This window comes from Dyella terrae, assembly GCF_022394535.1.
GTDB lineage: Bacteria > Pseudomonadota > Gammaproteobacteria > Xanthomonadales > Rhodanobacteraceae > Dyella.
This window is the reverse complement of record NZ_CP089414.1, coordinates 1,081,516-1,094,553: the sequence shown is the minus strand read 5'-3', so window position 1 is coordinate 1,094,553 and position 13,038 is coordinate 1,081,516. Positions and strand designations below refer to the sequence as shown.

Genomic DNA, 13,038 nt, shown 5'->3' with positions numbered 1-13,038 from the left:
ATGCAGCACGCGAGGAGCGTCGCCAAAGTCGACGTAGTGGATGTCACGCACCAGCCGAATGATCGAGCGGTGGCGGATCTCCACGCCCTTGGGCGTGCCGGTGGAGCCAGAGGTGTACATCACATAGGCGAGTGCGTCGCCGTCGAGTGCGGGCAGGGTGGCGGTGCCGGTGGTGTCGATCAGCGAGGCGATATTCCGCATCGGGGCAACGACGCCCGGCAGCGGCTCCGTGCCGATAGGGGCAATCAGCAGCGCGGCTTGCGCATCTCCGAGAACGAAAGCGAGTCGTTCTGGCGGATTCGTACGATCCAGCGGGAGATAGGCCGCGCCCGCCTTGAGGATGCCGAGAATGGCGACGATGGCTTCAGGCGTGCGATCCAGCAGCAGCCCGACTGTCGAGCCCGGCGTGACGCCTGCCAGGATCAGGCCTGTGGCGACGCGTTCGCTGCGTTTATCCAGCTCGCGATAGCTGAGCTTGCCGAGCGGGCCGTCGAGCGCGGTGGCGTCGCTTAGGCGGGCTGCCGCATCGCCGAAAAGGCCATGCACGGTATCCGCGATGTTGCGCGGTACGGTTGTATCGTTCCATGTGGACAGCAGGCATTCGAAGGTTTCGCTATCGAGCGCCGATACGGACTCGATGGCGTCTTCATGTGCAAGCGAACGCAGTACGTTCGACAGGGCACGGGCGAGCGTGAGCACCATGGCTTCATCGAACACACCGGTGTCGTAGTCGATCTGCACATGAACGCCTCCCGGCAGGAGGGACCACCGGATCGGAAGCGATACCGTCGGCAGGGCGTCGTCGTTCCACGCGCCAATGGCGCTCGGGCTGCGTTCGTCAGCGGGAGTGGGCACGGTGTGCATGAGCAGCCATGCGTCGACGCCACTTTCCATCGGGATGGTGTGGGACACATTGCCGGACTGCGTAGCCAGCGCGATCTCCGCTTGTCCCGTAAGGCGCGAATCCACCAAGGCAAGTGCGGCGCGGCGAAGCTGTACGGGCGAAACATCCAGGCGCGCTGCCCGCGCGTCGATAGCGTCGATCACGGTCGAGTCGATGGCGACGGTCCGCTGTGCGCGCGGATTCTCGGTCGGCGCCGACGTCTGACGGCTCAACACGTCGAGCAAGGACAGCTCCGTGCTGGCGGCTGACGTGGATGGGATGTTGGGATGATTCATGGGCGTTCACCATGCGCGGCGCGTTGCGCGATCGTTCAACAGACCGCGGCGCGGGCCGGGTCGTCGGGTTCCAGCAACGGGCCGGCGGCCGGGTATCGCATCGCCTGTCGTGGGCGAGGATCGAAAGCGTCGCTATCCACCTTCATCAGCCGGCCGGTATCGGCGTTCATGGCTTCTTCCCCCTGCACAAGCGTGGTTCGCATCGCAGCGACATCGCATTCATCTCGTGGCGAGTGTCGCTGTTCCTGCGGCGTGGGCCGATGGCGAGCCGATCGCGCGTCGGTGGCGCCGTCCCCCAGAGCTGCATTCCGATGGGCGTTTCTGCTAACCCGGTGATACATCGGAACAGGGTTAGTCTCCGTCTCGCGCGCATGGGTGTGAATACGCCCAAAGCAGCAGAAGCTCGCGACGAATCAGATGCGACAGCGCCGACGGAATAGGCTGTTAGGGGTAGCGTTGGCGTGGTGTCGTGGCAACGGTTGCCGCGACAAAAGAAAGCCCGGCGATGGCTGGGGTGAAAAGTGATACAGGGATGTAACAGGTGTGGCGTTGATGCGCCTTATGGCGCCTGGAAAGCGAACAGCCAGAGGATGGCCCCCTGTGCCGGCGTACCGCTCCAGGTAACGGAATAGGTGCCTGCGGCATCCACCTGCCGAACGGCGACGGCGCCTTGCACGCCGCTGTTCGGCGGCAGGTGCAGATAGCTGTCGATGACCTTGAAGCCTTCGCTGGGAACCGCGGTCATCGAGTAGATGTAGGCATCGCCCAGCCAAACGGCGACCAGTGTGGCGGGGCCGGTCGTTGTTACCGTGCCACTGGTCAGCAGGCTGTTGGTGGTATCCGGGCTGCCCACTATGCCTTGCCAGGCGCGCGTCAGCTTGTTGGCCGCGCGGGCCGGCACGCTGGGCGTTGGGTAGTTCTGGGCGACGTCCTGCAATTTGCCGGCGTGGAGGATCTCGACGAAAGGTATGGTGATTTCGCCATTGGGCGACCCGGCTTTCACGACTTGTACGGTGTGGTGCTTGCCGCCGTGTGCGCCGATGGCGAGGTAGGCACTGGCGTTGAAGCGACCGTCGTAGCCGTCGTAGGTCACCGGATCGCCGATGCGCTTCCAGGTATTGGCATAGCTGTCGGTGGGGATGGCGTCGTTGTCGGCGTGGCCTGCCACCAGCACCAGGAACGAGCTGCCTTCCTCTTGTGTGTGTATCCCTGCGGTGACGGCGGGTGAGCTGCCGTCGCTTTCGGACTGGGTGAGCATGGTGTGCGCACCGAGCGTGGGTGCTATTTGCATGACCGGCATGGCGTCGTCGGCGGCCGCGGGCAGGGCGAAGGCGAGGAGTAGCATGAGCAAGGCAGCTCGGCGGCTGCGAGGGTAGGTATGGAACGAGGAGAAACCGGCTTGCATATGCGCATTCTCCTGTCGTATTGGAACGATATTGTGATTCGGTTTATGTCGTGTCAAGCTCGCCAAGTGCATTGAATGGACGGCCAAACGATGTAGAAATACTGGCGAATGTTCGGCGGCAAGTCCTTGTGGGACGACGGTTCGACGCCATGGTTGGGGGACGGTGGTGACGCACGAAACCGATTTTCTCGATTTGTATCGCCGCCTGGGCATAGACCCCGGTTGTGACTTGGCCGAGCTTAAACAGGCTTATCGCAGGCATGTCGCCGCCTTGCATCCCGATCGTCATCAGGGGCGCCCCGTTGATCCACGCGCGGCGGCGCGGCTGCAGCGGCTCACCGCGCAGTATGGCGCTGCGATGGAATTTCATCGTCGGCATGGCCGGTTGCCTGGAGCGCCGCGTACGGCGCCCGCCAGTGGGCCGACCGTATCCGTTGGGCGGCCCGGTGCCATCCATGAGGCCGCCGATCCGTTTGCCTCCCGGCGCAGCCATGTTTCCCACAACACGGTGCCGCATGAGGCACCGCCTCCTGCAAGGTCGCGTTCACGCGGAAAGCTCGTCGCCTTGCTAGTCATTGCTGCGCTCGCCGTGCTGGGATGGACGGTGCATGAAACCTCGCTGCAGAACACGTCCGATAGTGCCGATGAAGATGTTCCCACTCAGGTGGATGCCGTCGGCGTCTCGCACGAGTCGGTGGCGACAGATGCTGTATTGCATGTCGGCATGTCCACGGACGATGTGCGCACGCTGGAAGGTGAGCCAGTCGCCGTGCATGGTGACCTATGGGAGTACGGGCCGTCGTGGGTCCGTTTCGACCACGATGAAGTCGTTGAATGGCATAGCTCGCCATTGCGACCGTTGCGTACGGATACGGGTCTGACAGCTCATTGAAGACTGACTGCACGGGTCGCCAGGCGGCTGTCGCGGGAGATCTGCGGTAGGTCAGATCGCGTCGCGAGCTTCCGCCACCCGGCGGCCGGTGCAGTCAGCGTTTCTCACCGCGCTCCACGGCCGAACAGCACTACTTCCACGGTCTGGATCAGGATGAGCATATCGAGCAGCAGGTTGTGGTTCTTTACATAGAACAAGTCGTACTTGAGCTTCTCCGCGGCCTCCTCGACGGTGGCGCCGTAGGGGTAGCTGAGTTGTGCCCAGCCGGCGAGGCCGGGCTTCAAGCAATGGCGCAGGCTGTAGTAACGGATCTGGGTGGCGAGATCGGCCACGAATTGCGGCCGCTCGGGGCGCGGCCCGACGATGCTCATGTCGCCTTTCAGTACGTTCCATAGTTGCGGCAATTCATCGATGCGCAGCTTGCGGCTGATGCGGCCGACACGGGTGACGCGGTCATCGTTCTTGGCTGCCCAGCGGGCCACGCCATCGCGCTCTGCGTCGGTGCGCATGCTGCGGAACTTCATCAGGAGGAAGGTGCGCCCGTGTGCGCCGACGCGCTCCTGGCGATAGAGAACGGGCTGACCCGCGCCGGACTCGATGCGGATGGCCAATATTTCCAGCAGCATAAGCGGCCAGCAAAGCAGCAGGAGCAGGGTGGCAGCGCCGAGGTCGAAACAGCGCTTGCTCAATTGGCGCAGGGGCGTGGTGTTGAAACCGCCGGAGAACACTAGCCACGAGGGATCGAGAATGGTCAGCTGCAGGCGGCCGGACTCGCGTTCAAAGAACGACGTGAGATCGGTGATAGTGATGCCCAGTTGGCGGCATTCGAGCAGGTCGTCCATCGGCAGGTGGCCGCGACGGTCGTCCACACCGACCACGACTTCGTCGATCTGCTCGCGCTGCACGAAGACATGCAGGGGCATGTGGGTACGGATGAGGTGATCCTCGGGCACGGCAATCGTTTCGTTGGCGCGCGGCATGTAGCCCACCACGCAGAAACCACGGCGATCGGTGCGTCGGCGCATTTGGTTGTGGATCTGCGCTGCGCGGCTGCCAGCGCCAAGGATCAGCACGCGGCGCTTCAACGCCTCCACTTCCACCAGGTGCAGAAACAGCATGCGCAGGCCAAGCACCAGGATGAAACCCAGCGCCAGCGCGATAGCGAGTACGCCGCGGCCGACATAGGCCTGGGGCACGATGTAGTAGCCGACGACCAGCAGGACGCCGCCCAGCACGAAGGCCACAAACTGGCGTGCCACCAGCCCAAAGCGCGTCATGCGGATGTGCGCCTGGTACTGACCCAGGGCCATCATGCCCATCAGGATGATGACGGCGAACACCAGCGAGCGCTGCGGCAGATGCACGGTGAACTCGGCGAGTTCATCGGGGTTGTAGGCGTAGCGAAGATAAGTGGCAAGCGTCAGCGACAGGGCCAGGAGCACGAGCTCGCAAAAGCCGAGAAGCACCAGCCAACGCATGGATTGTCGACGTAGAAAACGAAGCATCCGATCCCCCTACTTCCCCTTGGCAGCCACGTCCGGTGACTGAAACGAGGCTATCGCGGCGCCTTCATGCATGTCGATGCAACTAACGGTTTACCGATGGCACAGCCTGTTCGGCTGTCTCAGGGGTGTTACATGCGGAAGCTTCGCGGAGGCGCGCGGCCGTATGAATCAGAGCCCGTTTCCAATCTAGCTTGAGCGTCTTTCATTCCTCACCGTCATTCCGGCGCAGGGCGGAATCCAGTGGCGACTGCGTTGATCGTGCTCGACGGTCAGCGGCATTCCTCGAATTACTTCGCGAAAACCTAGCGTGGCGGCCACTGGATTCCGGCCTGCGCCGGAATGACGGTGAGGGGGATGAGCTAAGCGGGAATCGTGGAGAAGCTCTTAGAGGTGATGCAGCGAGTAGTGCTCGATGTCGCCGGTGATGGCGAGAGATCCCAGCCAGCCCACCGGCATCGATAGTGAGAACAGGCGGCAGGACGGAGCGTCCTTCGCTTCGTCGGGTGGATCGATCAGGCCGTCGAGGTGTGCCTCGATGGTGGACGGCGGTACGCGCAGGCCTACGCCGAAAGCCTTCAACAGGGCTTCCTTGCGCGTCCACAGGTCGAGCAGTGCGCGGCTACGCGCTTCGCCGTCCAGTTCCGACATCGCTGCGGCTTCCTGGGGTGTGCATAGTGCGCCGGTGAGGTCGTGCAATGGCGTGCGCGAAGGAAACCCTTCGATATCCACGCCGATAGCGGCACCACGGGCGATCGCCACTGCGACCATCGTGCCGCTATGGCTAAGGCTGGTGCAAAGGCCGCTGTCCGGAAGCAGGGGCTGGCCGTGTGCCGAGCGGACCAGCTCCACGGCGGCTGGATCAGAATTCAGCGCCGCGCCCAATGCGACGCGCCAGAAGGCGTGGGCGATGGTGTAGGTGTCGTGGTCCAGCGCGTGGCGGAAGCGCGCTGCGCGGCCGGCTTCATAGGTCGAAAGCAGGCTCGCCGCGTCCTCGCGCAGCGGCCACCACGGCGCGCTGTCGAAGACGATGACGCGCGCTTCGCCTGCGGCGGGTGGGGCGAACCGGCAGGCGCGCAGCGCGGCGGCTACACGGTGTGTGAAGCGGGAAAACGTCGTCTTCGGGAGCATCGCAGCGTGCATTCCTTTGCCTCGCACTACAAAAAGCCGCTCATCAGCAGGACGCGCAGTTCATCGGCAAGGCGCAGGCTGAGGGCGACGATGGTGAAGGTGGGGAACGCCCAGCCCCCGGTGGGAAAGACCGAGCTGCCGGCGACATGCAGATTGTCCATGCCATGCACCTTGCAGTCGCGATCCACCACGCCTTGGCCGGGGTTGTCGGACATGCGCGTTGTGCCGATGTGGTGGGCGGTGCCGTGGATGTCAGGTTCCGCACGACCCGCGTCGGCCAGCCATGGGGCCAGGGCAAAATGTCCGTTGCACGAGCGGGCGAGTTCGTTACCGAATAGCGTGGCGGAACGGCGATAGGTGTGGTGATCCAGCGATGTAAGGCGCCAGTCCACGCAAACCTTGCGCTGCCCGAGCACATCGGTGTCGTTGCTCAGCGTGATGCGGCTTTCCGGATTGGGCGCCTGCTCGAAATAGCCGACCAGCTCGACATGACTATTGCGTACCGCTGGTCGGTCGGTGAGCTTGTGGACGAAGGCCTTGGCGATGTCGCCGACGCCCAGGCCGAGTTTCAGCGCGGTGAGCCCGAGGCTGGACGGTGCGGTGATGACTTCTCCGGGCGGCGCGTTGCGCAGCGCTTCGGAAAGGCGCGCTTCCAGCAGCGCGTTTTCGTCCTGCACCGTTTTGCGCATGGCGGTGCGCAGTTCGCGCAGTGCGCGGATGCCGCGCGGAAGTGGGCCTTCCACGCCAAAGGGATGGACGCGCCCGTTGAGTACGCGTTGCGAACGCTGGTAGGCCGGAGACAATGCGATCTCTGGAAACGACGAAGGTGCGTTCTTGCCACGCAGGCGCTCATAAGGACGCGTGACGCGGTGCGACTCGTCGGCCGTCAGCGTGCCCAGCGTACCGCTGGGGTGGTCCATGAAATACCGACCGACGACGTCGCGCTGATTGCCCAGGCCTTCCTGCACGACGGAGTTGGACAGCAACAGCAAGCGTGCATTCTCGATACCGCCGGAAGCCAGCACGTAGTGCCGCGCCCGTACGTGTCCGCGCTGACCGCCCAACGAGCCGATGACGGCTTCTTGGACATGCACGCCATCGGCGGAGGGCATCAGTTCGAGCAGGTTGGCGTGCAGCAGCACCTTGATGTTGGGTGCGCGATCGAGCGTGTCGCGGTAGGCATCGCCAAACAGGATGCTGCAGCGTGCGAACAGCGGGTTGATGAGCTTGTCGTCATCGAACGGAAGCACGGTGCGCGCGGTGGGCTCGGTGAACGTGCCCTCGGTGAAGGTGATGTCACCCAATTGGCAGAACGAGCGTGCACGCGCGTAGTAAGGCTCCAGCTCGGCATAGCTGATCGGCCAGCCGCTGTGCGGCACCCAGTCGCGTGGCTTGAGGTCGTCGCTGCTCAGCGGGATGCAGCCGCCACCCCACAGATTGCAACTGCCACCGAACACGCGCATGCGCGATGTGCCCGGATCGAATTCCACATGGCCGGACGAGCTGCCTTCGCAAAGTGCCTGGCTGCGGTCCTCGCCACCGAGTCCGCCGCTTTCGAGTAGGCACACTTGTACCGATGTGCCGATAAAGCTGTGCGCGATGGCAATGCCGGCGGCACCCGCGCCGACGATGCACAGGTCGGCTTCCACATCCTTCGGATGCGCACCATTCAAGTAGTCGATGATCACACCAACCCCCTACGGATCCACGTCGTTTACTGCTCTGTTGATCGTGGATCAGGTCCTTGGCGTTACGCTCAGTCGTTCCGGACTGGTGTTCGCCTTAGTCGATCACACGCGGTAGTACTCCTTGTACCAGCGTACAAAGTTGGCGATGCCTGTTTCTACCGACACCTGCGGCCTATAGCCAACGGCCTGTATCAGGTCCGTTACATCCGCTTCGGTGTCTGGCACGTCGCCGGGTTGCAGCGGAAGCATCTCCATAATGGCCTTTCGGCCGAGGCATGCTTCGAGCACTTCGATGTACTTCAGCAATTCCACGGGCCGCTCGTTGCCGATGTTGAACAGGCGGTACGGCGCGACGCCGCTGCTGGCCGGGTCCGGCTGATTGCTGTCCCAGCGTTCGTCGATGGGCGGCACTTTGTCCAGTGTGCGAATCACGCCTTCGACGATGTCGTCGACATAGGTGAAGCTGCGCTTGTGCTTGCCATGGTTGAAGACGCGAATCGGTTCGCCCGCAAGGATGGCGCGGGTGAACAGGAACAAGGCCATGTCCGGGCGACCCCACGGACCGTACACGGTGAAGAAGCGAAGGCCCGTACAGGGAATGCCGTACAGATGCGCGTAGCTGTGCGCCATCTGCTCGTTCGCCTTCTTGGTGGCGGCGTAGAGCGTGAGCGGATGCTCAGCCGACTTATGTTCGGAGAAGGGCATGGCCGTATTTGCGCCGTACACCGAGCTGGTGGAGGCGAATACGAGATGCTCCACGCCGTTGTGGCGGCAGCCTTCCAGTATGTGCAAAAAGCCGGTGACGTTGCTGCTGGTGTAGACGTGCGGATTCTGCGCGGCATAGCGCACGCCCGCCTGGGCGGCCAGGTGGACCACGCGTTGCGGGCGGTGCTCGGCAAACGCTTGTTCCACGGCGGCGCGATCGGCCAGGTCAGCCTGGATATGCGTGTAGCCAGGATTGTCTGCAAAACGCGCCAGTCGCGCCTTCTTCAGGGTGACGTCGTAGTAATCGCTGAGGTTATCCAGGCCTACCACTTCGTCGCCGCGCTCGAGCAGACGCTGCGCAACGTGCGAACCGATAAAGCCTGCCGTACCCGTAACCAACACTTTCATGACGCAACCCCTTAGAGACGACCGTCGACCGCTTCGCGCGGCAACACATATTTGACGTCGTAAATCACGGACGATCCTTTGCCGAACGCGCGGATGCCTTCGGCCCCCCATGCGGTGAATTGGCGATGGCCCACGGCGATGATCACCGCGTCGTAGTCGCCGTGGCTGGGGGTTTCGATGGGCGTAAGCGCATATTCGTGTTCGGCTTCGGCTGCATTGACCCATGGGTCGTGCACGTCGACCTGGGCGTTGTAGCCGCGTAGCGCCTGCACGATATCGACCACGCGCGTGTTGCGCAGGTCAGGACAGTTTTCCTTGAAGGCCAGGCCAAGAATCAGCACACGCGCGCGCACCGGGTTGATACCCTTGCGCACCATCAGGCGAATCACTTCGCTGGCCACGTAGGGCCCCATGCCGTCGTTGGTGCGGCGGCCGGCCAGGATGACATCAGGATGGTGGCCGACCTCCTGTGCCTTATGGGTGAGGTAATACGGGTCCACGCTGATGCAGTGGCCGCCCACCAGGCCCGGCCGGAAGGGCAGGAAGTTCCATTTCGTGCCAGCAGCCTGCAGTACCTCAAGCGTGTCGATGCCGAGCTTGTTGAACAGGATGGAGAGGTCGTTGACCAGGGCGATGTTGAGATCGCGCTGCGTGTTCTCGATGACCTTGGCGGCTTCGGCCACTTTCAGCGAGCTCGCCCTGTGCGTGCCAGCGGTGATGATCGAGCCGTAGAGGCGATCCACGAAATCGGCCGCCTCGGGCGTGGAGCCGGAGGTGACCTTGAGGATGCTGGTAACGCGATGCTGCTTGTCACCGGGATTGATGCGTTCCGGGCTGTAGCCGGCGAAGAAGTCGCGGTTGAACACCAGGCCCGAGCCTTTCTCAAGCAGGGGAACGCACACTTCCTCCGTGCAACCGGGATACACCGTTGATTCGTAAACCACGGTGTCGCCGCGCTTGAGCACCTTGGCCAGGGTTTCGCTGGCGCGAATCAACGGGGTGAGGTCGGGGCGCTTGGCCGAGTCGATCGGCGTGGGCACGGTGACGATGTAGACGTTGCGGTCGGCCAGTTCCGACAGTTGCGAGGCGAAGCGCAGTCGTTTGGCTTCCGCCAGCTCTTCGTTGTTGACTTCGAGCGTGTGATCGATGCCGCTGCTGAGTTCGTCGATGCGCCGCTGGTTGATGTCGAAGCCGACGGTGTCGTAGTGCTTGCCGAATTCGACGGCCAGCGGCAGGCCGACGTAGCCGAGTCCAATGATGGCGAGCTTGGTGTCTTCCAGGTTCTGCATGCCGTTCTTCCGCTGTCGGGTGGGAGGCGTGAATTCGACCCGCAGGGTATCCGATGGATCGCCCAACGCCGTACGAACGTACATGCCCCCGATGAATGCATAGCGTGCAAGCCCGTGAAGGGCGCGCGCGCTCGTGCAGGCGGCGCAAGGCTAACAGGGTCGCATCGGTTTTCCGCTAGGCCAGAGGATGCTTGCCGGATGGCGTATGCGTAGATGTGAGGTGGTGCGCCTGGGCGATCCTCGACTGACGCATGTGTTCTAGCGCGACCGGACGTTCGGTGAGCGCGGCAGGGGTGGGTGCGCAGGGGCGGCGAGTGTGGTGACGGAAGATATTGCGAATCATTCTCAATATTGTTACCGTAAGTTCATGCGAAACGTGTAGGGCATGACCCTCACGCTCCCACCTTTCCCCTCAACCCGACGGCGAGCGGCTGCCCTGAATCTGGGCGGCCGGTGTTCGCCTGCGCGAAGGATCGAGCATGACCCCCCAAGACGTTTGTCTCTTCTTCGGCCAACCCGCCGATTCGCCTGATGGCCAGTGCCCTTGGCCTGGCGCTGGTATCGACTTCTGCCATGGCTACCGGCGATGCCCCAGCTGAATCGGTTGCCGATCCACAGGACGCGCAGAACCTGGACAGCATCAAGGTGCGTTCTACCGTAGTGAATGCCACCTCGCCCAAGTTCACGGCGCCGCTGCTGGATACGCCGCGCTCGGTCACCGTGGTGCCGCAGCAGATCATCCAGCAGACGGCAGCGACCTCGCTGCTGGACGTGCTGCGCCAAGTGCCCGGCATCACGTTCGGCGCGGGCGAAGGTGGTAACCCGAACGGCGATCGCCCGATCATCCGCGGCTTCGACTCCGAAAGCTCGGTGTTCATCGACGGCGTGCGCAGCTCTGGCTCGCAGTCCCGCGAAATCTTCGACATCGAGCAGGTCGAAGTGATGAAGGGCCCGAGCTCGGCCTACACCGGGCGTGGTGGCGTCGGCGGCAGCATCAATCTGGTCACCAAGGCGCCCAAGGCGGAGAACTTCGTGCGCGCTACGGCGGGTGTCGGTACCGACAGCTATTACCGCGGCACGGTCGACTGGAACCAGATGGTGGGCGCGGACTCGGCCGTTCGCCTCAACGTGATGGGACACAGCAATGATGTGGCCGGCCGCAACGGGCCCGATATGTCGCGCTGGGGCATCGCCCCGTCGGTGACCTTTGGCCTGCACTCGCCGACCAACGTCACGCTCAGCTATTACCACCTGCAGAGTGATGACACGCCGGACAGCGGCATTCCCTACAACAACCCGTTTGCCGCCACGAGCCCGTACGCCCGCCTCAACGGCGATGGTCGCCCGTACTCGGTGGCGCGCGGCACGTACTACGGCTGGCTGGATCGCGACTACCAGAAGCAGTCCAACGACATTGGCAGCATTCTGGTCAGGCACGATTTCGGCGATGGCTGGCTGCTGCGCAACACCACGGTTTATGCGCGCTCCACCAACGACTACATCTGGACCCAGCCGGATGACAGCCAGGGCAACTTCCTGGTGAACGGCGGCGTGTGGCGCCGCAACAACAACCGCGACAGCAACACGACCAACATCACCAACCAGATCGACCTGACGGGCGAGTTCGAAACCGGGTCGCTCAAGCACAGCCTTGCTGCGGGCATCGAGCTGAGCAGCGAGAAGACGCAGCGCACCAGCTATCTGGTCGATCCGGCGAAGAATGCCAGCGACACCCACAACACCGGTTCCATCGTCAACGGCGCTTGCAGCAGCAAGTACGGCATCGGTGCGCGGTCCAACTATTGGTGTACCAGCGCGCAGGATCCGACCCCGCACGATCCGTTCAACGGTGCGATCGTCGGCGGACAGAACCCCACGCGCATCGTTACCGACACGCGTTCGGCATGGGCCTTCGACACGGTGGCGTTCAATCCGCAATGGTCGGTCAATGGCGGCGTACGCTTCGATAGCTTCAGCACGCGCTCCACCACAACGACGACGACCACCAGCGCGGTGAGCCGGGTCAGCAATGACTCCAACTTCTGGAACTACCAGTTGGGTGTGGTCTACAAGCCGGCCGTCAATGGCAGCGTCTACGTGACGTGGGGCACCTCGTCCAATCCGCCGGGTGTGGATGCAGGCGACGGCGCGGATGGCATCGCGCTGACCAACCAGGACCTCAAGCCCGAAAGCAGCCGCAATATCGAGCTGGGCAGCAAGTGGGACGTGTTGGACCAGCGCCTGTCGCTGACAGCAGCCGTGTTCCGCAGCGAAAAGACCAATGCCCGTGTGGCGATGGGTGGGCGCGGTAGTCCGCAGATCAATGCGGGTGAGCAGCGCGTGGATGGTGTGGAGCTGGGCTTCAGTGGTCAGGTCACCGACCGCTGGAATGTCTATGGCGGCTATACCTACCTCGACAGCGAACTGGTGAAGACCGGGCCGGGCGATGCGGCCAGCCAGGGAAATGTGTTCCCCAATACGCCGAAGAATAGTTTCACCCTGTGGACCACCTACGCCATCACCTCGCAGTGGACGGTGGGCGGTGGCGCGTATTACCAGGACAAGGTGTTCGGCAACACGGCCAACACCAAATGGGTGCCGTCGTATACGCGGTTCGACGCCATGGTGTCCTACGTCGTGAACTCTCATTTGTCGCTGCAGCTCAACGTGCAGAACCTTGCGAACCGTTACTACTTCGACAAGGCCTACGCGTCCCACTACGCATCGGTCGCCCCGGGACGGGCGGGCATTCTCACGGCTAACATCAGTTTCTGATACGGTCGTGAGCCTCGGCCGTGCCCTACAGAAGGGCACGGCCGATACGTATTGAGGAAACACG

The 13,038-nt window shown here is 63.2% G+C and carries 9 protein-coding genes and 2 pseudogenes; 3 read left to right on the top strand and 8 right to left on the bottom strand.

What is annotated here, in order from left to right; translation table 11 throughout:
• Positions 1 to 3: 3 nt before the first annotated feature.
• The 3 genes and pseudogenes from DYST_RS23945 to DYST_RS04495 form a co-directional block, all read right to left on the bottom strand.
• A pseudogene (locus DYST_RS23945) lies at positions 4 to 702 on the bottom strand (AMP-binding protein); the annotation flags it as partial.
• Positions 703 to 1,214: 512 nt separating this feature from the next.
• On the bottom strand, positions 1,215 to 1,349 hold the full coding sequence (locus DYST_RS23940) for a hypothetical protein (RefSeq protein ID WP_255409213.1): 135 nt from the start codon (positions 1,347 to 1,349) through the stop codon (positions 1,215 to 1,217).
• Positions 1,350 to 1,738: 389 nt separating this feature from the next.
• The gene (locus DYST_RS04495; protein ID WP_239950359.1) at positions 1,739 to 2,584 is read right to left on the bottom strand and encodes a hypothetical protein; all 846 of its coding nucleotides are present in this window, start codon (positions 2,582 to 2,584) and stop codon (positions 1,739 to 1,741) included.
• Positions 2,585 to 2,747: 163 nt separating this feature from the next.
• Here DYST_RS04495 and DYST_RS24275 point away from each other — a divergent pair.
• Positions 2,748 to 2,858: pseudogene (locus tag DYST_RS24275) on the top strand (hypothetical protein); the annotation flags it as partial.
• 291 nt (positions 2,859 to 3,149) lie between these two features.
• Complete coding sequence (locus DYST_RS04485; protein ID WP_239950355.1) at positions 3,150 to 3,476, top strand: hypothetical protein; 327 nt, start codon at positions 3,150 to 3,152, stop codon at positions 3,474 to 3,476.
• 104 nt (positions 3,477 to 3,580) lie between these two features.
• Here DYST_RS04485 and DYST_RS04480 read toward each other — a convergent pair whose 3' ends face one another.
• The 5 genes from DYST_RS04480 to tviB form a co-directional block, all read right to left on the bottom strand.
• Positions 3,581 to 4,981 carry a TIGR03013 family XrtA/PEP-CTERM system glycosyltransferase gene (locus DYST_RS04480; RefSeq protein ID WP_233202371.1) on the bottom strand — a complete coding sequence of 467 codons (1,401 nt, stop codon included), beginning with the start codon at positions 4,979 to 4,981 and terminating at the stop codon, positions 3,581 to 3,583.
• A 384-nt stretch (positions 4,982 to 5,365) separates the two neighbouring features.
• Entirely contained in the window at positions 5,366 to 6,109 is a 744-nt protein-coding gene (locus DYST_RS04475; protein WP_239950354.1) for a 4'-phosphopantetheinyl transferase family protein, read from the bottom strand.
• A 26-nt stretch (positions 6,110 to 6,135) separates the two neighbouring features.
• The gene (locus DYST_RS04470) at positions 6,136 to 7,797 is read right to left on the bottom strand and encodes a GMC oxidoreductase (protein WP_102302635.1); all 1,662 of its coding nucleotides are present in this window, start codon (positions 7,795 to 7,797) and stop codon (positions 6,136 to 6,138) included.
• 102 nt (positions 7,798 to 7,899) lie between these two features.
• Positions 7,900 to 8,910, bottom strand: a complete 1,011-nt coding sequence (locus tag DYST_RS04465) for an NAD-dependent epimerase (RefSeq protein WP_239950351.1) — start codon at positions 8,908 to 8,910, stop codon at positions 7,900 to 7,902.
• Positions 8,911 to 8,921: 11 nt separating this feature from the next.
• On the bottom strand, positions 8,922 to 10,199 hold the full coding sequence (gene tviB, locus DYST_RS04460) for a Vi polysaccharide biosynthesis UDP-N-acetylglucosamine C-6 dehydrogenase TviB (protein ID WP_102302730.1): 1,278 nt from the start codon (positions 10,197 to 10,199) through the stop codon (positions 8,922 to 8,924).
• A gap of 531 nt (positions 10,200 to 10,730) precedes the next feature.
• Between tviB and DYST_RS04455 the strand changes: the two genes are divergently transcribed.
• Positions 10,731 to 12,974, top strand: a complete 2,244-nt coding sequence (locus tag DYST_RS04455) for a TonB-dependent receptor (protein WP_239950349.1) — start codon at positions 10,731 to 10,733, stop codon at positions 12,972 to 12,974.
• Positions 12,975 to 13,038 lie beyond the last annotated feature (64 nt).

What these genes read in the sequence shown, in the direction of transcription:
- DYST_RS23940 (WP_255409213.1), bottom strand. Translation starts at nt 1,349, where the DNA reads ATGAACGCCGATACCGGCCGGCTGATGAAGGTGGATAGCGACGCTTTC.
- DYST_RS04495 (WP_239950359.1), bottom strand. Translation starts at nt 2,584, where the DNA reads ATGCAAGCCGGTTTCTCCTCGTTCCATACCTACCCTCGCAGCCGCCGA.
- DYST_RS04480 (WP_233202371.1), bottom strand. Translation starts at nt 4,981, where the DNA reads ATGCTTCGTTTTCTACGTCGACAATCCATGCGTTGGCTGGTGCTTCTC.
- DYST_RS04475 (WP_239950354.1), bottom strand. Translation starts at nt 6,109, where the DNA reads ATGCTCCCGAAGACGACGTTTTCCCGCTTCACACACCGTGTAGCCGCC.
- DYST_RS04465 (WP_239950351.1), bottom strand. Translation starts at nt 8,910, where the DNA reads ATGAAAGTGTTGGTTACGGGTACGGCAGGCTTTATCGGTTCGCACGTT.
- tviB (WP_102302730.1), bottom strand. Translation starts at nt 10,199, where the DNA reads ATGCAGAACCTGGAAGACACCAAGCTCGCCATCATTGGACTCGGCTAC.
- DYST_RS04455 (WP_239950349.1), top strand. Translation starts at nt 10,731, where the DNA reads ATGGCCAGTGCCCTTGGCCTGGCGCTGGTATCGACTTCTGCCATGGCT.